Here is a 20,038-nt window from a genome sequence, read left to right as displayed (position 1 = left end):
TCCCGGTAGTACAAAGCCCCCCGGCGCTTCAGGCCGCGGGGTTCGCAAACGCAGGCACGGGGCGGGGGCGCGCCGGCGGTTTCACCGCGCAGTCGGGGGCCGTCCCAGGGGGAGGAACGGGAATGGCAGTGAACCTTCAGCTTGTGCCGGCCACGGCCGGCAAGCGGCTTGGCGCTGCCGTCATTGACTGGCTGCCGCCGCTAACCGTGCTGGTGCTGACGCTCACCGTTGGCTTTGCCGGGATTACCCGCACCCGCAACGGCCAGTACATCACCTATGACACCGCCTCCCTGGTGCTGTTCGGCAGCATCGGGCTGGGCCTGACGCTGGTGTACCTGTTCGTGGTCATGGGGATTGAAGCGAGGACAGGCAAGACACCCGGCAACCTGCTCATGGGCATCCGCAGCGCGGACAACGACGGCTACGCGCCGGGCGCCGGCGCCGTCTTCCTCCGCGGCCTCTTTACCGGTGCCGGCATGCTGGTGGCGCTGCTGGCGGCGGTCCTGGTGGTGGTGTTCAAGTGGTTCGGACCGGCCCTGTTCATCCTTGCGCCGCTGCTTCTTGCGGGTGCCGCCTGGGCCGTGCTGGTGGTGGTGTCCAATACCTGGGACCGGAACGGCCGCCTGCGGGGATGGCAGGACAAAGCCGCCAAGGCCCTCGTTTTCGATGTGAAGGCCGGGCGCGACCCCATCACCACCGGCGGCATCCAGGGCCCGTACAGCTTCGCGCCGCTGGACCTGCCGCCGGTGCAGCAGGTGCTGTCGCCGGTGGCGGGCATTCCCGCCGCGTCCCCGCCGGTGCAGCCTTCCCCGCCGGTGCAGCCTTCCCCGCCCGTTCAGGCGCCCTCGCAGACGTCGCCGTCCCAGACCATGCCCTACACGGCACCTGGGTCCTTCGCGCCGCCGTCCGCCGCGCCGCCGGGTACGTCTGCCGCCGCCGGTGGACCCGCTGGTGCGTCCGTGCCGATGCGCGGCGCGCAGCACCACGTGGACGACGACGTTGAACGCACCCAGGTGCGCCCGCAGGCAGGCGGGCCTGCACCCGTCGCCGTCCTCCGGATCCGCCTGGACGACGGGCGCGACTTCCAGTTGGACCGCAGCGTCCTGGTGGGCCGCAATCCCGTGGGCCAGTCCGGTGAACAGCATGCCCAGCTCCTGGCCGTCGACGATCCCGGCCGGTCCATCTCGAAAACCCACCTCCACCTGCTGACCGACGGCGCGGGGATCTGGGTGACGGACAGGAACTCCACGAACGGCAGCGCCGTGACCACCCCGAACGGCGCCAGGACGCCACTTGCGCCGGGTGTCCCAACTTTTGTTACGCCCGGATCCAGTGTCCACTTCGGAGACCGGACCTTTTACCTAGGACAGGCATGAACCAACAGCCCGCCAGCGTTCCCTCCACCGTCCAGCCGGGCCTCAGCCTGAGCTACGGCTATGGCACGGACCGGGGACTCCGCCGGGAGCTGAACGAAGATTCCTACCTTGCTTCCGATCCTGTGTTCGCCGTTGCGGACGGGATGGGCGGCCACGAAGCAGGCGAAGTGGCAAGCGGCATGTGCGTGCGGGCCCTGGCAGGGATTCCGCAGCTCGCAACGGGGGAACGCACCGTCACGGCCGCGGCGCTCCAGCAGTACCTGCTCCGGGCGGACTCGTCCATCCGGGAGGCTACGGGTGCCAGGGCGGGGACCACCCTGACCGGTGCAGTGGTGGTGGAACAAATGGGCCTGCCCTACTGGCTGGTCATGAACATCGGCGATTCCCGTACGTACCGCCTCAGCCAGGGGCGGTTTGAGCAGGTCAGCGTGGACCACTCCGAGGTGCAGGAACTTGTGGATGCGGGCGAGATCACCGCCGAGCAGGCCACCGTCCATCCTCGGCGCCACGTTGTCACCCGCGCCCTGGGCACCGGGGACGAGACCGAGGCCGACTACTGGCTGCTCCCCGTGGAGGAAGGCGACCGTGTCCTGGTCTGCTCGGACGGACTCACCGGCGAAGTGGCGGACGAGGACATCCTCCGCATCATCAGCACGGTGGGCCACCCGCAGGACGCCGCCGATGCCCTGATCCAGGCTGCGCTGCGGAACGGCGGCAGCGACAACATCACGGTGATTGTGGTTGATGCCCGGAACGTCCTGAACGACGCCGGCGCCGCCACCACCGCGCCGCGGCACGGTCCGGACGCAGAAGAGGCAGACACGCTGCCCCGCTCCCATGGGAGCCAGGCTGTAACGCAGCCCTTGCCCCAACAAGATGGCGGACCTTCGGCGCACGAGAGCGGGGAACCCCACGATGACCGGCACTAGCTACGTCCCGGGCACCTGGCTGGGCATCCTCCGCTCGCGCACCGCCGTCCTCCTCGGCCCGGACACGACGCAGGCCACGGCGGGTGCGGTATGGGAACTCCTGGAAAGCAAGCCGGCGGTCCACGAAGTACTCCATGCCATCACCGGCAGCTCTGGCGGCTCACTCACCCGGATCCCGCCATTTGGCATCCTCGATTTCTCCGGTCCTTTGCGGGTGTTCCTCCGCGGCGACCTCGACCTCGCCGTGGAACTCCCGGACGGCCGGGTGGAACTGGACGGGCGGGATGTCACCACCTGGAACGAGCGCCGGTTTGCCCTGTCCGGAGCCTGCCGGATCAGCATCCCGGCCGGCGGTTCCGGAGACCAGCCGGAGTTGCCGCTGGGGGAGGGTGTGGTCCTGCTGCAGTCCCTGGTCCTCGGGCTTGGCCCTGCCCGGCCGGAACTGGCGCCGGCGCCGGCGGCTGCAGTGGCGGTCGATTCCGCAGGCGTAGCGGAACGGCGCGAGGCGGCGCCGGGAACGGACGAGCCGCGCGAGATAACAATCGTCCCGGAGCCGGAGCCGGAGCCGGAGCCGGAAGCCTCAGCCGAGACTGTTCTCGCCGTGCCCGACGATGACGCGCAGGTCGATGCGTACATAAGTGCGTACGTAGATGAGGGCGACGTCCAACCGGCAGGGGCCGGGCCCGGGATGGAGGCGGGCGCAGGCACAGAGCCGTCCGCCCAAGCCGAAACAGCTGAATACCAGCCGGCGCAAGTGGCAATCATGGTGAGCGACCAGACGAGCTCCTACGACCACCTGTGGGAGCGGACGGTCATCCGGAGTATCGAAGACGCCGCAGTGCGCGAGGAAGCGGAGGTTGCCGATGCCGGAAACTTCACAGACTCCGCCGGCGCCGGGACTGCCGACGCCGTGCCTGGAGCGGAAGAACACAACGCGCCCGTAGTCCTCGATCCTGGCGGAGATGCGAAGGAGGCAGTAACGGAAGCCCCGTCCGTCGTCGAACACGCGCCTGGCGTGGCGGCGGCGCCCGCCGTCGGACACGCGCCTGGCGTGGCGGCACCCGCCGTCGAACACCCGCCGGCAGTGCAACAGCCCGCCGGGGTACTCATCGATTCTGTGCCGTGGAAAAAGGTCCCCGGCACCGCCGCCGCCGCGGCCGATGCCGCGCCAGGGCCTGCACCCGTGCCGCCCACCGTCCCCGCGACCCCGCCTGCAAACGCGGCCTTCGACAACGACCATGACGGACAGACGGTCATGAAGGGCAGCATCGGAGCTTCACCGGCGCAACCCGCCCCTGCGGCGGTTGCGGACCCGCAGGCCGGGCCGACCGTCCTGGCCCGGGTCTGCAGCCAGGGTCACGCGAATCCCCCCACCCGCGCGCAGTGTGCCGCCTGCGGGGCAGGGCTTCATCCGGACGCCGTGCAGGTGCCCCGGCCACGGCTGGGACGGGTGCGCCTGTCCACCGGGGAGCTGCTGGACCTTGACCAGTCATTGGTCATCGGCAGGCAACCCTCCGTGTCCCGGGTCCAGGGCGGCGTCATGCCCCGGCTGGTCCAGGTGCCGAGCCTGGAAGGCGACATATCCCGGTCCCACGTGGAGGTTCGGCTGGAGGGATGGCACGTCATGCTGTGCGACCTCAAGGCCACGAACGGAACCGTCCTGGTGCGTGAAGGCCAGCCGCCCCGCCGCCTGGCGCAGAACGAGATGGCCATCCTGCTGGACGGGGACATCGCTGAACTGGGCGACAACATCTCGCTGCGTTTTGAGGAGATTCCTTGAGTTCCAAACGGCCTGTAGCGCCGCCGCCCCGCATCCAGGGGTTCACGTACATCAGCCTGCTCGGTTCCGGCGGCTTTTCCGACGTCTACCTGTATGAACAGGACAGGCCGCGCCGCAAGGTGGCCGTCAAGGTCCTACTCTCGGACCTGAAGACGGAGGGCGCCCGCCGCCGCTTCGAGTCCGAGGCCAACCTCATGGCGCAGCTGTCCTCGCACCCGTACATCGTCACCATCTTTGAAGCGGAGGTGACCGACGACGGGCACTCCTACCTGGCCATGGAGTACTGCTCCCGGCCAAGCCTGGACGTGCGGTACCGCAGGCAGCGGTTTAGCGTGGATGAAGTCCTGGCCGTCGGCATCCAGGTGGCGTCCGCCGTCGAGACCGCCCACCGCGCCGGCATCGCCCACCGCGACATCAAGCCTGCCAACATCCTGGTCACCGACTACAACCGGCCCGCCCTCACCGACTTCGGCATCTCCGGCACCCTCGCCGGCGACAGCGACGACGACTCGGGCATGTCCATCCCGTGGTCCCCGCCCGAACAGTTCACCGATGGCGCCGTGGACGGGGTGATGGTGGATGTGTGGGCCCTCGGAGCCACGCTCTACACCCTGCTCGCCGGCCGCTCGCCGTTCGTCATGCCGGGCGCGGACAATTCACAGCGTGAGCTGATCAACCGGATCAGCAACACGCCGCTGCCGCGCCTGGGCCGCGCGGACGTTCCCGAGTCCCTGGAACAGGCCCTTTCGACGGCGATGGCCAAGTCGCCGCAGTCCCGCTATTCCTCAGCGCACGCCTTCGCCCTGGCCCTGCAGCGCATCCAGGCGGAGCTTAACCTCTCCGTCACGCCCTTTGAGGTGCTTGAGGAGCCGCAGCACGAGGACAGCCGGCCGGATGACGGCTTCGAAGAAACCCGGGTCCGGAGCATCGCCGCGATCGATCCGGAGCGGACGGGCAGCGCGCCCACCTTCCCCGCACGCACGTGGCCGCAGGCCGCTGGCGGGCAGGCAGGTGGCGGGCAGGCCGCTGGCGGACAAGCTCCCGCAGCGGATGCCGCGCCGTCGCGGTTTGCGCAGCCCGCGCCCGCCGTGCACAGCAGCCCCTCCACTCCTGCACCGGCGGCGCAGCCGCAGGAGTGGGCCCACGCCACCGTCCTGCGCGGTGCCGCCGCGCCGGCGCGCCCTGGCGAGCAGGCACCGGGAGGCAATCTTCAAGAGGGTGCGGACGTCCCGGACACTACCGTCCACCGGCCGGCAAGACGCGACGAGCCGGCAGGCGTGCCGCTACCCGCCACGGACCACGGCAAACGCAATCTCTGGCTGGCAATCTCGGGCGGCACCCTGCTGGCCCTTGCCGCCGTGGTGGGCCTGGTGGTGGCCAACGCCTCGCCCGAAAAACCCGCTGCGGTGGAGACCCAGCAGGCCAGCAAGCCGCCGGCCGACGCATTGGACAACGGAACGGTGCCGGACGTGGAAGGCCTCAAGGGAACGGTGTCCGCGGACGGCAACGCCTCCTTCACGTGGCTGAACCCGCAGCCCAAAGAGGGTGACACCTACAAGTGGCGGGTGTACAGCATCGGGGGCGGCGGCGAATACCAGTCTGTCGAACAGCCTCCCGTCCGCGTCACGGCAAACCCGTCCGGCCAGACCTGCATCCAGGTGATGATCGTTCGCTCGGACGGAGCCTTCTCGCCGCTGGAGGAAGGCTCGATCGCTTGCGCCGGCACATGACCGCGGAGCGCCCTGCAACCAGCTCCATGACAAGCCCAGTTCCGCCTAACGAGGAGGCACAGAAAATGGGGGATCTAGCAATAGATTTCTGTGGTGAATGGTACGAGCCATCGGACGAGGACGTCTTCAATATCGGCCGCGAAGGCGACCTCGAAGTTGACGACAATCCCTACCTTCACCGTCAGTTCCTGCAGGTGGCCCGCTATGACGGGATCTGGTGGCTCAGCAACGTGGGCAGCATGCTCTCGGCCACGGTTGCCGACGCCACCGGCGGGATGCAGGCCTGGCTGTCACCCGGAGCCCGGATCCCGCTGGTCTTCAGCCACACGAACATCATTTTCACGGCAGGGCCCACCACCTACGAGTTTGCCGTGCACCTCAAGACCCCCTCCTTCCGGCAGGAGGCGCGCGACGGCGACAGCAACGGCGACACCACCATCGGCCCGGTGGTGTTCACCGACTCCCAGAAGGCCCTCATCGTGGCGCTCGCAGAACCCATGCTCCGGCGGGAAGGTACGGGGTTCAGCGCCATCCCCTCCTCGGCGGCTGCCGCGAAGACGCTGGGATGGGCGCTGACCCGCTTCAACCGGAAGCTCGACAATGTGTGCGACAAGCTCGACCGCGTGGGCGTGGCCGGACTGCGGGGCGGCGGCGGCAAACTCGCCACCAACCGCCGCGCCCGGCTTGTGGAGCACGCGGTCACCTCACACCTGGTGACCCCGGATGACCTGCACCTGATCGAGAAGATGAGGGGCGTGGACGAGGGATGAGAATCCGTGTGACCCTCCGCCGGGACCCTGCCGAAACGAAGGATCTGGCCGTTACCGTGGACGGCCTGGCCACCGTGGCCGATACCGCCGCCATGCTCTGGGCCGCGGATCCGGGGCGCAAGGGCACCCCGGTGCCGGACAACCTCTCCCTGCGCATCGAAGAGGCGTTTGTCGGCGCCGGCCTGAGCGGAACCATGCTCACCCGGACGGACAACCTCCTCGAGTCCGGCCTCCGGCCGGGTTCTGTTGTGTCCCTGGCCCAGGTGAGCGCGCAGTTCGATGTGCCGGGTGCCAGCCGCGGTCCTGCGGCCGCCACCCTCCGCGTCCTTTCGGGGCCCGACGCCGGCCGCGAGTTTTCCCTGCCCGTCGGCACCAGTTACATCGGCAGGGACCGGGACGTGGACATCCGCCTCTCGGACCCCCTGACATCCAAGCGCCACGCCCGCATCACGGTGGGTGAGGGCGTGGAAATCGTGGACACCAATTCGGCCAACGGGCTGCTGATGGACGGACTCCCCGTCACCCGCGCCACCCTGAATTCCTCGGACGCGGTCACGCTGGGGGACACCACCGTGACCGTGGTGCCGCTGGGGCACAACCAGGCGGCAGCACCGACGTCGCCCCTGGTGAACTTCAACCGGTCACCGCGCGTGGTTCCCCGCTTCGAGGAACCCAAACGCGTGCTCCCTGCCGGACCCAAGCGTCCCGAGGACCACCCGTTCCCGTACATCATGATGATCGCCCCGCTGCTGATGGGTGCGGTGATCTTCGCGGTGACCGGCAACGCGCTCTCGGTGCTGTTCATGATGATGATGCCGCTCTTCATCGTGGGCCACTACGTGGACCAGAAGATGCGGAGCAGGGGGCAGCAGAAGGAGCAGCTCAAGCACTTCCGCGCCGCCATGGCCGCCTTCCGGAAGGACCTCACGGAACTGCAGCAGGTTGAACGTGCCGTCCGCCTCCAGGAAGCGCCGTCGGTCAGCGACACCGTGGACGCCATCTACAAGCTCGGTCCGCTGTTGTGGACGCACCGTCCGGAGCACACCGGATTCCTGGGCCTTCGGTTCGGCCTGGGCACGTCACCCTCCCGGGTCCTGTTGGAGGAACCGCCAAGCAACGACACCGAGGCGCAGTACGCGCAGGAGATCCAGGACTGCCTAAAGCAGTTCCGCGACATCGAGGGCGTTCCCGTCGTATCCCAGCTGCGCACCTCCGGGTCCCTGGGTGTTGCCGGTGCCCGCGGCCTGGTGGACGACGTCGCCCGGGGCATGGTGCTGCAGCTCGCGGGCCTCCACTCGCCCGCGGAAGTTGTCATCGCGGCCATCACGTCCGCGCAGTCCCGGGAACGCTGGAACTGGCTGCAATGGCTGCCGCACGTGGGTTCGGGGCACAGCCCCCTTGCCGGCGACCACCTGGCCGCCGGTTCGGCCGGCGGCTCCTCGCTGCTGGCCCGGCTCGAGGACCTGCTCGATGCCAGGGAGGCCGCGGCGAAGCGCTCCGGACCGGACCTCCGCCCCGGGCTGGACCCGGCCAAGCACGACGTGGACCAGCCTGTGCTGCCCGCGGTCCTGGTGATCGTGGAAGACGACGCGCCGGTGGACCGCGGCAGGCTCACCCGGCTCGCGGAGCGGGGACCGGACTCCGGTGTCCATGTGGTCTGGGTGGCCACCGACATCCAGTCGCTTCCCGCTGCCTGCCGGGACTTCATGGTGGTGGACGGGGAACACGGCACCACCACCGGGCAGGTCCGCCTTGGCAGGCACACGTACCCTGTCAGCTGCGAAAGCGTCGACGCCGAACTGGCCGCCCAACTTGCCCGGATGCTGGCCCCGGTCATGGATGTGGGCAAACCCGTGAACGACGATTCCGACCTTCCACGGGCCGTCTCCTACGCCACGCTGATCGGCAAGGACTTCCTGGACAACCCCCAGGCCGTGGCCGAGCGCTGGACGGAAAACAACTCCGTGCACGCCAGCGCCGTGGCCAACCGGAAGGACAACGGCACCCTCCGGGCCCTGGTGGGTTCCAAAGGCATTGAACCCCTGTACCTGGACCTGAAGAACGAGGGCCCGCACGCCCTGGTGGGCGGCACCACGGGTGCCGGCAAGTCCGAATTCCTGCAGTCCTGGGTGATGGGCATGGCCGCCGCCTACAGCCCGGACCGGGTGAGTTTCCTGTTCGTGGACTACAAGGGCGGGGCTGCGTTCGCCGACTGCATCAACCTGCCCCACACCGTCGGGCTGGTCACCGACCTTTCGCCGCACCTGGTCCGGCGCGCCCTCACCTCACTGCGCGCCGAACTCCACTACCGGGAGCACCTGCTGAACCGGAAGAAGGCCAAGGACCTGCTGGCCCTTCAGCGGGAAGCAGACCCGGACGCGCCGCCCTACCTGGTGATCGTCGTCGACGAATTCGCCGCGCTGGCCAACGAGGTACCCGAATTCGTTGACGGAGTGGTGGACGTTGCAGCCCGCGGGCGCTCGCTGGGCCTGCACCTCATCCTGGCCACCCAGCGCCCGGCCGGCGTCATCAAGGACAGCCTCCGCGCCAACACCAACCTCAGGGTGGCCCTGCGGATGGCTGATGAGGACGACGCCACGGACATCCTCGGCGTCCCCGATGCCGCCTACTTCGATCCGGCCATCCCCGGCCGCGGTGCAGCCAAGACCGGCCCGGGACGGATCCAGGGCTTCCAGACCGGCTACGCCGGCGGATGGACCACGGAGAAACCGCAGCGGCCCCAGATCGACGTCGTGGAAATGGCCTTCGGCTCCGGCCCGGCCTGGGAGGCCCCGGCTACGGAGAAACCGGAAGCGGCCGGGCCCGCCGGCCCCAACGACATCGCCAGGATGACCTCCACCATCGTCCGCGCAGCGGATGCCCTGTCCATCAACGCCCCCCGCAAGCCGTGGCTGGACGAACTCGCCAAGACTTACGACTTCTCCAGGCTGCCCAACCCCCGTACCGACGAACAGCTGCTCCTCGGCGTGGCCGACGACCCTTCCCGCCAGGCGCAGCCCACCGTGTTCTACGAGCCGGACAAGGACGGCAACATGGCCATCTACGGCACCGGCGGTTCGGGGAAGTCGGCCGCCCTGCGCGGCATCGCGATAGCGGCCGCGGTGACGCCCCGCGGCGGGCCGGTCCACGTGTACGGGATCGACTGCGGCTCCTCCGGGCTGAGCATGCTGGAGGAGCTTCCGCACGTGGGCGAGGTCATTAACGGCGACGACGTTGAACGGGTGGGGCGGCTGCTGCGCCTGCTGGGGGACATCGCCGAGCAGCGGTCGGCCCGGTTTGCCGAGGTGCGCGCGTCCACCATTGTCGAGTACCGCAAGCTGGCCGGCAGGCCCGATGAAAAGCGCATCTTTGTACTGGTGGACGGCATGTCCGCGTTCCGGGAGGCCTACGAACACAGCAGGCTGTCCGGGCTGTGGGACATCTTCCTGCAGCTGGCGACGGACGGGCGCACCCTGGGCATCCACCTTGTGGTGACCGGAGACCGGCCCAACGCCGTGCCCGCCTCGCTGCTCGCTTCCATCCAGCGCCGCCTGGTGCTCCGCCTGTCCTCCGAGGACGACTACATTTCCATGGACGTGCCCCGGGACGTCCTCACCGCCGCCTCGCCGCCCGGGCGGGGACTCCTGGACGGGCTGGAAGTCCAGCTGGCAGTCCTTGGCGGCAACTCCAACCTGGCGCTGCAGGCACGTGAGGTGCACAAGCTCAGCGAAGCCATGCTCCGCCAGGGGCTGGATGCCGCACCCGGCATCGAAAGGCTTCCGGACCAGGTGGACCTGGATGTCCTGCCGTCCGGCAGCACCGGACTTCCGGTCATTGGCGTCGACGATGAAACGCTGCGGCCGGCCGAGATCATGGCGCGGGGCCCGCTGCTCCTGGCAGGCCCGCCAGGTGCGGGCCGCACCGTGGCGCTGGTGACGCTGGCCTACGCCCTGCGGCGGTCCAACCCGGACACCGAGCTGATCTACCTGGCAGCCCGGCGCTCCGCCGTCGCCTCCCTGCCTATCTGGAACCGCTCCGTGGTGGGAGCGGACGATCTCGCTGCGGTTGTGGAGGACCTGGTTGAACATTCGTCCGGAAACCCCGGCTCCCTGGCCATCTTCATTGAGGGCCTGACCGAGTTCACGGATACCCTGGCCGAATCGGGCGTGGCGCAGCTGGTGACCGCGTCCATCAAAGCCGACCAGTGGGTGGTGGGGGAGTCCGAAACCTCCACCTGGTCCTCGGCCTGGTCCCTCGCGCAGCCATTCAAATCCGGCCGGCGCGGACTGTTGCTGAACCCGGGCGACATCGAAGGCGACAGCCTGCTCAACACCTCCCTGGGCCGGGTCAGCCCGGACTTCATCCCGGGCCGCGGCTACGTGGTGGGACGCGGCAAGGCACGGAAAATCCAGGTGGCGCTGCCCCCGGAAAGCAGGGACTGACGCACGTGCCACACGGTACGCCGCAGGTCCCGGTGATTTGCGGCTGATTTGCGGCGCCAGGCGAGGGTGTAGAAGACTACCGGGGACACCAGAAAGCCGCAGCGGGGGGACTGCGCGCATCGAAAGGTAGCAAATGTTCCCGTCCCTACCAGTATTCCGCGCTGCCTCGGCGACGGCATCGGCCGCTGTCCTGGCCAGCACCCTGTGTCTCCTCCCGGCCAGCCCGGCGACCGCAGACTCCCCGGAACCCGCACCGGCGTCCACAACGTCTCCTGGCCTGTGCCTCGTGTTCTGCGCGCCAGAGCCTGCGGACAATCCGAATCCCGCGGACCCCACCCGGACCCAGAAGCCCAAGGAACCCGAAAGGCCGCCCGTTCCGCCGGCCGATCCAGCGCCGGCCCCTCCGGGTCAGCCCGCCCCTTCGGTCGCGCCTCCGGCCGAACCTGAGCCCTTGCAGGCAGCCCCGTCTGCGGAACCCGAAGGATCAGCCACCCCTTCGGCCACGGCAACGGGACCCGCGGCGTCCCCACCGCCCACAGGCGCATCAAGCGGTCAGGACTGGAATACGCCCGTCACCAGGTCCGCCAAGGCCACGCGGGTTGCGGCAGTCGCGCCCGACGGGGATTCCGGTGGCGGCCCCGCCCTCCTGCCAGTCATTGCCGGCATCTTACTGCTGGCCGCCGCCGCAGCATCCTTCGCCTGGTGGGGCAGGAACCGCCTCCGGTCGCACTGATCAGGGCCCCGCTCACCTGCCTTGATGGCAAGATAGGTCTGTGAGTACAGGACCAGGCCCCGCAGAAATGACCGCCACCCGCACCACGGAACCCGTTGAGCCGAACGCCGTCCCCAGCGAATCCGTCCGCGAGGAGTACGAGAACCTGGTGGACCTGGTCAGGAAGTACCGGTTCGCGTACTACCAGGAAGACGCCCCGCTGGTTTCGGATGCTGAATTCGACGAGCTCTTCCGCCGGCTGGAGGAAATTGAGGCGCTCCACCCCGAACTCGTGGCCAACGATTCGCCCACCCAGGAGGTGGGCGGGGAAGTTTCCGCAGCCTTCGCCGCCGTGCAGCACCTCCAGCGGATGTACAGCCTCGAGGACGTTTTCTCCCTCGAGGAGCTGGAGGCCTGGCTGAAAAAAGCCGACGCCGGCATCGCCAAGCTCGGCGACGGGACACCGGCCGCGGCCTGGCTGACGGAACTCAAGATCGACGGCCTCGCGGTCAACCTGCTCTACCGCGACGGGAAGCTGGTGCGTGCCGCCACCCGGGGCGATGGAACCACCGGCGAGGACATCACCCACAACGTCCTGACCATCAAGGAAATCCCGCAGGAGCTCCGGGGCGGGGGGTTCCCGGCAGAAATGGAAGTCCGGGGCGAGGTGTTCATCCCCTCCAAGGAATTCGCCGAGTTCAACGAGGCGCTGATCGAAGCGGGCAAGGCACCCCTGGCCAACCCCCGCAACGCCGCTGCAGGCTCGCTCCGGCAGAAGGACCCGGCAGAAACAGCCAAGCGCCCCCTGAAGATGTTCGTCCACGGCATCGGTGCACGCGAGGGCCTTGAGGCCCGCAGCCAGTCCGAGACCTATGACCTGCTGAAGGAGTGGGGCCTTCCCGTCAGCCCCTACTCCGAGGTGCTGGGGAGCCTGGACGAGGTCCTGGAATTCATCAAACGGTACGGGGACAAACGCCACAAGCTGCTGCACGAGATCGACGGCATCGTCATCAAGGTCGATGACTTCGCCACCCAGCGGGCCCTCGGCTACACCACCCGGGTGCCGCGGTGGGCCGTCGCCTACAAATACCCGCCGGAGGAGGTGCACACCAAGCTGCTGGATATCCAGGTCAACGTGGGGCGCACGGGCCGCGTGACGCCCTTTGGCCTCATGGAGCCCGTCAAGGTGGCGGGCTCCACGGTGGAAATGGCCACCCTCCACAACCAGGACGTGGTCAAGGCCAAAGGCGTGAAGATCGGCGACATCGTGATCCTGCGGAAGGCGGGCGACGTCATTCCGGAGATCGTGGGCCCCGTCCTTGCCCTCCGCGACCAGCAGGACCCGCCGGTCCGCGACTTCGTGATGCCCACCGAATGCCCCTCCTGCGGCACACCGTTGGCTCCGGCCAAGGAGGGGGACGTGGACATCCGCTGCCCCAACGCCAAATCGTGCCCGTCGCAGCTGCGGGAGCGGGTATTCCACCTGGCCGGCCGCGGAGCCTTCGACATCGAGGCCCTCGGCTGGGAGGCTGCCATAGCACTGACCCAGCCGGCCGAACCCGAGGTTCCGCCGCTTACCTCGGAAGCTGCGCTGTTCGACCTCACCCCCGAAGACCTGGCCGGCGTCCGGATCCGGCGCGAGAAACGCTCCAAGGGCGTCCCCACCGGTGACTACGAACTGGTGCCGTACTTCTACAGCAAGGGCACGGCTAAGTCTCCGTCCAAGCCCACGGCCACCACCGAGAAACTGTTCAAGGAACTGGAGAAGGCCAAGGCCCAGCCACTGTGGCGGGTGCTGGTGGCCCTGTCCATCCGGCACGTGGGCCCGCGGGCCTCGCGTGCCTTGGCGACGGCGTTCGGCAGCATGGACGCCATCCGGCAGGCGTCGGAGGAAGACCTGGCCCACGTTGACGGCGTGGGCCCCACCATTGCCGCGGCGCTGAAGGAATGGTTCGCGGAGGACTGGCACCAGGAGATCGTTGACCGCTGGGCGGCCGCCGGGGTCCGGATGGAGGACGAACGCGACGAGTCCATGCCGCGGACCCTGGAGGGACTGACCGTGGTGGTCACCGGTTCCCTGCCGAACTTCAGCCGCGACGAGGCCAAGGAAGCAATCCTGGTCAGGGGAGGCAAGGCAGCGGGTTCGGTGTCCAGGAACACCAGCTACCTGGTGGCCGGGGAAAGCGCCGGCACCAAACTGGACAAGGCCGAGCAGCTGGGCGTCCCCGTGCTGGACGAGGACGGCTTCCGCCGGCTCCTGGCCGGCGGCCCGGCAGCGCTGGCCACCAGCCCGGAGGACAACGGAGCGGAACCGGGCGCGGAGGCGGCTGAGGCGGTCCCGGCCGACGCGGAGGCATCCCGATGACCAGCCCTACGGAACTGCTGGAGATCGCCAAGGCTGCAGCGGCGGCGGGCGCCCGGGTCCTGGCAGGCAGGAACGCCGGGGAACTCCAGGCCAGCAACAAGGGGGACGCCGGCGATTGGGTCACCTCGTTCGACGTCGCCGCCGAGCATGCGGTGCGGGACGTCATCTCTGCCGCACGGCCGGGGGACAGCATCACCGGTGAGGAACACGGAACCACCAGGCCGGACGTACCCACGGGCTACCGCTGGTCCATCGACCCGCTGGACGGAACCACCAACTTCATCCGCAACATCGTCTACTACGCCACCTCCGTTGCTGTGGCCGATGCCGACGGCGTCTGGCTGGCCGGCGTCGTCAACGCCCCGGCGCTGGGCCGCACCTACTACGCCGCCCGGGGCCACGGCGCCTGGCTTGAGGAAGGCGGCAGGGCCACCCGGCTGGACGGGCCCGTCCCCGGCCGGAAGGGGCAGATCCTGGCCACGGGCTTCAGCTACGATCCCGCCGTCCGCGCCGAGCAGGCCGCCTTCCTGGCCGAACTGCTGGACGGGTTCGCGGATGTCCGGCGGCTGGGCTCCGCGGCCCTGGACCTGTGCCTCGTTGCGGACGGCACCCACGACGCCTACGGTGAGCGCGGCCTCAACGAGCACGACTTCTCCGCGGGGGCACTGATCGCGGAAGAGGCCGGCTGCTGGGTCCGGCGTCCCCGCCTGGCCAGTCCGCTGGAGGGCGGGCCCGCCGATGCCGACCGGCTCGACGCCTGGACCTGCGCCGGCGGGCTCGAGCTCTCCGGCAAGTTTCCGCTCTGACTGATAGTTCGATCACGGAAACCGGGCTTTCGAGGAGCGTTATGGGGCAGTACCACTAGCATTGACGGGTGCAGCCCCAGATAACCGTCCGTCCCGCCGTCGCAACGGATTACGACGCCGTTGCCCGCATCACGCGTGATTCCTACCTCGCGGCGGGCTACTTCGAGGACGCCGACCACCCCTATATGCGCCAAGTCCAGGACGTTGCGCTGAGGGCCGCGAACGCCACCATTTGGGTGGCCGAGCGGGACGGCAGGGTGGTTGGTTCGGTGACGCTGGCGCGCGCCGGGGAACCGTACGCGGACATCGCCCTTGACGACGAGCTGGAGTTCCGGATGCTGGTGGTGGACCCGGCCGTGCAGCGCACCGGCGCGGGCAAGGCCATGGTGGACGCCATCCTGGCCTACGCCAGGCAGTTGGACGGTATCCGGGCCGTCGCACTCACCACCGGGCAAACCTGGGAAAGCGCCCACGGCCTCTACCGCAAGACGGGCTTCTCCCGTGTGCCCGAGCGCGACTGGCTGGTCCCCGGAACCGACATAAAACTGCTGGTTTACCGGCTGGACCTGTAGCAGCCCTACAGTGGTGCCGACCCAATCCAGTATTGAAAGGCCCACCATGCGCAAAACCTTCGGCACCGGCTCCGTCTGGGAACAGACCCTCGGCTACTCACGCGCCGTCCAGGTGGACAACACCCTCTACATCTCCGCCACCGCGGCAAGCGGCGAAGACGGGATCGTGGGGGAGGACTTCTACACCCAGACCCAGTACATCCTGCAGAAACTCGGCAAGGTCCTGGCCGACGCCGGCTTCAGCTTCGAGGACGTCGTCCAGTCCAAGCTGTACCTGACCGACATCAGCAAATGGGAGGAAGCCGGCCGCGCCCACGGCGAGGTGTTCGGCGAGATCCGCCCCACGCTGTCCCTGGTGCACGTCCTCCCGTTCCTGGACCCGAAGATGCTCGTGGAAATCGAGCTCGTTGCCCAGAAGAGCGCAAGCTAGCCCCCCGGCAGCCGGCTCAGGACGTTGCGGGCAGGCCGTAGCGGTGCTCCGGCCTGCCCGTCGTCCCGTACCGCAACTGGATGTCCACGGCGCCGTCGTCCGCCAGTGCGGACAGGTACCGCTGGGCCGTGGCGCGCGAAACGCCCACCCGGCCGGCCACCTCGGCCGCCGAGTACTGTTCCCCGGGCACCAGCGATTCCAGCACCGCGGCCTCCGTGGCTGAACGCGGTTTTGGCGACGCCGCGACGTCGCCCGGGATCAGGGCGCGCTTGGCACGCTCCACCGCGTCCTGGTCCAGCGCCCCGGGCTGCCCCAGCAGGCGCCGGTACCGGGCATAGGAGCGCAGCTGCCGGGACAGGGCCTCCGACGTGAACGGTTTCAGCAGGTAGCCCAAGGCTCCGCGGCGGAACGCGGTCCGGACGGAGGCGGCATCGGAGGCCGCGCTCAGCATGATGGTGTCCACGTCCAGCTGCTGGAGCAGGTCCAGGCCGGAGGCGTCCGGCAGGTAGACGTCCAGCAGCACCAGGTCCGGCCGCAGGCTGTGGATGGACTGCAGGGCCAGCGACACAGTGCCCACCGGCGCCAGCGCCAGGAACCCCGCCACGGAATCCACGTAGGCAGCGTGCAGCTTTGCCACGTGGAAGTCGTCGTCAACGATCAGCACCCGAAAATCTTCAGGCATTGGTGTCCTTTCCGTTTGCCCCCGTGGTGTTCCTGCCGGCCACGCCTGCGGTTGTCCGCGGCAGGGTGGCCATGAAGACTGCGCCGGGTCCACCCTTTGTGCCCGGATCCAGTATTTTGACGTCTCCGCCGCGGCGCCTCGCCAACTGGCGTGCCAAAGCCAGTCCAAAACCGTGGCCGCCGCCGCGGCCGTTGCGGGGGCCGGGTCCGGACGCCGTGCTGAACCCTTCGGCGAAGAAGGCCTCCTGGTCCGTTTCCTCCGCCAGCCCGTCACCTGAGTCGGCGACGACGATGTGCAGGGTGCCGCCGTCGTCGTCCGGCTCATCCAGCACCTCCAGCTCAACCCAGCGGTCCACCGACGTGCCGGCCACCGCAGCGTTGACCGCGTTGTCGATCAGGTTGCCCAGCACGGTGGTGACGTCCTGGGGCTCCGCCACCTGCCCGCGGACCAGGGTCTCCGGACCGATCCGCAGCGCCACGCCGCGCTCGTCCGCCTCCACGCCCTTGGCCCCCACGAACGCCTGCAGGTAGGGGTCCTGGAGCAGCTCCGCCTGGTCCACCGGGAACTTCAGCGGCCCGGTGGCCGCCAGCCGGGCCAGGTACTCGCGGGCCTGCTGGTGCTGGCCGATGCTCATGAAGCCGGCAATGGTATGCAGCTGGTTGGCGAACTCGTGGCGCTGGGCCCGCAACGCCGTGGACATGGTTCCCACGGCGTCCAGCTGCCTGGTGAGCTGCTGCAGTTCCGTGCGGTCCCGGAGCATCACCACCCAGCCCAGGTCCTCCCGCCGGTGCAGGGCCTTGCGCGCATTGGCCACCAGCACCCGCCCGCCCGCCACGAGCTCAAGTGCCTCCGGGCCGCCGGAACCGGTCCGGGTCAGGGATTTCAGCTGGTCCGGAACCGGCGCCTGCTCCCAGCGGCTTCCGGCCAGGTCCGGCAACCCCAGCAGCCGCTGTGCTGCGGAGTTGAATACGCTGATCCGGCCGTCGGCCGAAACACCGATGACGCCGTCGTCCACGCCTTCGAGCACAGCCACCTGGTCGTGGACCAGCGTGCTGATCTCTTCAGGTTCCAGCCCCAGCGTGAGCCGCTGCAGCCGGCGGCGCAGCAGGAACGAACCCAGCACGCCCGCGAGCAGCGCGCCGGCCGCCGTGACGGCCACCGGGCCGATGTCGCGTGCCAGGCTCTGTCCCACGGTTTCCATGGAGTAGCCCACGCTGACCTCACCCACCACGGTGGTGCCGTCCGAAGCGTAGACGGGAACCTTCGCCCCCGCGGAGGGCCCCAGCGTTCCAGTGTTCCGGGTGGTGACCTCCCGGCCTGCCAATGCCTCGGACGGATCGGTGCTGACCTTTTCACCGAGCCGCTCCGGGTCCGGGTGGGCCAGCCGGAGGCCGGTCTCATCGGTGATCACCACGAAGAGGGCGCCGGTCCGGGCGCGCGCAGCTTCGGCTGCCTCCATGAGCGGCCCGGCGGCCAGCTGCGACGGCGGGGGAGTGCCGGGCTGTTGGCTGATTGCCAGCACGTCCGCCCGCACCGAGGCGTCCGAGGCCAGTGTCCGCGCCAGGGTCAGCGCCTGGTTTTCAGCTTCGCTGCCCGCGCGGTCATAGGTCAGCCAGGCATGGACGGCTGCGCTGAACAGGACAACCAGGAGCACCACGGACAGTTGCAGCAGGAGCGTCTGGGTGGAGAACCGCAGCGGCGGCCGGGGCGCGGAACGCTGCATGATCCTCCTTGACTGGGCTGTGGCGGGTTTGAACGGCCGGGGCGGGGGCCACATACAGGCCGAACCGACGTGAGCACAATGAGCAAAATGCTCCCAATAAGCAGTATGCCAATCAATTGAGCCAAAGGCACTGCCGTGACGGCGGCCACCCTACAGTCTGTAGCACGCGTCACACCGCTGTGCCGCTGTTCACAAGAAGGAGCCGGCTGTGCTGGTATTACTTGGATTCGCCATGATCGCGGTATTCATGGTGCTGATCATGACGAAGAAGTTGACGCCAGTGCTGGCGTTGATCATCGTCCCCACTGTTTTCGGTCTTTTCGCCGGCGCCGGCCTGGGCATCGGCGACATGGTGATGGACTCCATGAAGTCCATGACCTCCACCGCGGCCCTGCTCATGTTCGCCATCATCTACTTTGGGCTGATGATCGACGTCGGGCTGTTCGATCCGCTGGTCCGGTTCATCCTCCGCAAGCTGGGCAATGACCCCGCCAAGGTTGTCCTGGGAACCGCCATCCTCGCCGCAGCTGTGTCCCTTGACGGCGACGGCTCCACCACCTTCATCCTCACCACCGCAGCCATGCTGCCGATCTACCTCCGGCTGAAGATGAGCCCCGTGGTCCTCACCTGTGTGGCGGGCCTGGCCAACGGCACCATGAACATCGTGCCGTGGGGCGGCCCCACCGCCCGCGCCGCAAGCGCACTGAAGATCGACGTCAACGACGTCTTCGTCCCCATGATCCCGTCCCTCCTTGCGGGCATCGCCGTGGTCATGGCCTTCGCCTGGGTCCTGGGACTGCAGGAGCGCAACCGCCTCCGCGCCACGGCGCCGGAAATCTGGGCTGTGCCTGAAACCGCTGAAGGGTTCGACGGCGGCACGCATCCTTCCGGCCCTGCCGGTTCGTCCGGAACCGGCCGCGGACGCAAGGGGACCAGCCCCGGCGGAGCAGCCCCCGCCGTCGACGGTTCCGCCGGCTCCTCCGTGGCCGTCCTGGAACGCAGCGAAAGTGCCGTGGACGCACAGGAGGCGCAGGACGCACAGGACGCCGGGCTGGCTGACACGGCCCTGGACCCCAACCGCTCCACGCTCCGGCCCAAACTGTTCTGGTTCAACCTGGCCCTCACGGTGGCCGTGATGGGCATGCTCATCGCCGATCTCGTGCCCCTGCCTTACGTCTTCATGGTCGGCTCTGCCATCGCCCTGCTGGTGAACTTCCCCCGCGTCAAGGACCAGGCCACGCAGATCGTGGCCCACGCGCCGTCGATCGTTGCCGTGGTCAGCATGGTCATGGCCGCGGCCGTGCTTACCGGTGTCCTGACCGGGACCGGCATGGTTGAAGCGATGTCCGCGTGGCTGGTGCAGATCATCCCTTCCAGCATGGGCCCGCTGATGGCCGTGATCACCGGCGTCCTGAGCATCCCCATGACGTTCTTCATGAGCAACGATGCCTTCTACTTCGGCGTCCTGCCCGTGCTCAGCGAAACCGCAGGCCACTATGGAATCAGCGCCGCCGAAATGGCCCGGGCCTCCATCACCGGCCAGCCGTTCCACATGCAGAGCCCGCTGGTTCCCGCCATCCTGCTCCTGGTCTCGCTGGCGAAGGTGGACCTTGGCGACCACCACAAGAAAGTCCTTTGGCGCAGCGCCGTAGTGTCCCTGGTCATGCTGGGAATTGGCATGCTGACTGGAGCCATCGGAATCGGTTAGTCTGTAGCTGCCG

13 protein-coding genes are annotated in these 20,038 nt (G+C 68.7%); 11 read left to right on the top strand and 2 right to left on the bottom strand.

Annotated features, from left to right (window positions below):
* Positions 1-122: 122 nt before the first annotated feature.
* The 10 genes from PV768_RS00125 (at position 123) to PV768_RS00080 (ending at position 15,912) form a co-directional block, all read left to right on the top strand.
* Complete coding sequence (locus PV768_RS00125) at positions 123-1,376, top strand: RDD family protein (protein ID WP_421092014.1); 1,254 nt, start codon at positions 123-125, stop codon at positions 1,374-1,376.
* Positions 1,373-2,305 carry a PP2C family protein-serine/threonine phosphatase gene (locus tag PV768_RS00120; protein ID WP_157238669.1) on the top strand — a complete coding sequence of 311 codons (933 nt, stop codon included), beginning with the start codon at positions 1,373-1,375 and terminating at the stop codon, positions 2,303-2,305. Before PV768_RS00125 ends, PV768_RS00120 begins: the two co-directional genes overlap by 4 nt.
* On the top strand, positions 2,292-4,085 hold the full coding sequence (locus PV768_RS00115; RefSeq protein ID WP_421091919.1) for a hypothetical protein: 1,794 nt from the start codon (positions 2,292-2,294) through the stop codon (positions 4,083-4,085). The genes PV768_RS00120 and PV768_RS00115 overlap by 14 nt, the downstream gene beginning before the upstream one ends.
* Positions 4,082-5,815, top strand: a complete 1,734-nt coding sequence (locus PV768_RS00110; protein ID WP_321215789.1) for a serine/threonine-protein kinase — start codon at positions 4,082-4,084, stop codon at positions 5,813-5,815. The genes PV768_RS00115 and PV768_RS00110 overlap by 4 nt, the downstream gene beginning before the upstream one ends.
* Positions 5,816-5,880: 65 nt before the next feature.
* Positions 5,881-6,585 carry a hypothetical protein gene (locus tag PV768_RS00105; RefSeq protein WP_157238666.1) on the top strand — a complete coding sequence of 235 codons (705 nt, stop codon included), beginning with the start codon at positions 5,881-5,883 and terminating at the stop codon, positions 6,583-6,585.
* Positions 6,582-11,027 carry an FtsK/SpoIIIE domain-containing protein gene (locus PV768_RS00100; protein WP_421091918.1) on the top strand — a complete coding sequence of 1,482 codons (4,446 nt, stop codon included), beginning with the start codon at positions 6,582-6,584 and terminating at the stop codon, positions 11,025-11,027. Before PV768_RS00105 ends, PV768_RS00100 begins: the two co-directional genes overlap by 4 nt.
* Positions 11,028-11,827: 800 nt before the next feature.
* Positions 11,828-14,104 carry an NAD-dependent DNA ligase LigA gene (ligA, locus tag PV768_RS00095; protein ID WP_421092013.1) on the top strand — a complete coding sequence of 759 codons (2,277 nt, stop codon included), beginning with the start codon at positions 11,828-11,830 and terminating at the stop codon, positions 14,102-14,104.
* Positions 14,101-14,910 (top strand): inositol monophosphatase family protein, encoded by an 810-nt coding sequence (locus PV768_RS00090; protein ID WP_323057657.1) that lies wholly within the window; start codon positions 14,101-14,103, stop codon positions 14,908-14,910. The genes ligA and PV768_RS00090 overlap by 4 nt, the downstream gene beginning before the upstream one ends.
* Before the next feature lie 68 nt (positions 14,911-14,978).
* Positions 14,979-15,482, top strand: a complete 504-nt coding sequence (locus PV768_RS00085; protein WP_321215792.1) for a GNAT family N-acetyltransferase — start codon at positions 14,979-14,981, stop codon at positions 15,480-15,482.
* A gap of 46 nt (positions 15,483-15,528) precedes the next feature.
* Positions 15,529-15,912 (top strand): RidA family protein, encoded by a 384-nt coding sequence (locus PV768_RS00080; RefSeq protein WP_157238663.1) that lies wholly within the window; start codon positions 15,529-15,531, stop codon positions 15,910-15,912.
* Between the two features lie 16 nt (positions 15,913-15,928).
* Here PV768_RS00080 and PV768_RS00075 read toward each other — a convergent pair whose 3' ends face one another.
* Positions 15,929-16,594 (bottom strand): response regulator, encoded by a 666-nt coding sequence (locus tag PV768_RS00075; RefSeq protein ID WP_157238662.1) that lies wholly within the window; start codon positions 16,592-16,594, stop codon positions 15,929-15,931.
* The gene (locus PV768_RS00070; protein ID WP_421091917.1) at positions 16,587-18,317 is read right to left on the bottom strand and encodes an ATP-binding protein; all 1,731 of its coding nucleotides are present in this window, start codon (positions 18,315-18,317) and stop codon (positions 16,587-16,589) included. Before PV768_RS00070 ends, PV768_RS00075 begins: the two co-directional genes overlap by 8 nt.
* A gap of 208 nt (positions 18,318-18,525) precedes the next feature.
* Here PV768_RS00070 and PV768_RS00065 point away from each other — a divergent pair, with 208 nt between their 5' ends.
* Positions 18,526-20,025, top strand: a complete 1,500-nt coding sequence (locus tag PV768_RS00065) for a CitMHS family transporter (RefSeq protein ID WP_421091916.1) — start codon at positions 18,526-18,528, stop codon at positions 20,023-20,025.
* Positions 20,026-20,038: the final 13 nt, after the last annotated feature.

The organism is Pseudarthrobacter sp. CC4, assembly GCF_048957775.1.
Taxonomy (GTDB): domain Bacteria; phylum Actinomycetota; class Actinomycetes; order Actinomycetales; family Micrococcaceae; genus Arthrobacter.
Note: the sequence above shows the minus strand (reverse complement) of the source record. Positions and strands in the feature narration are given on the sequence as shown.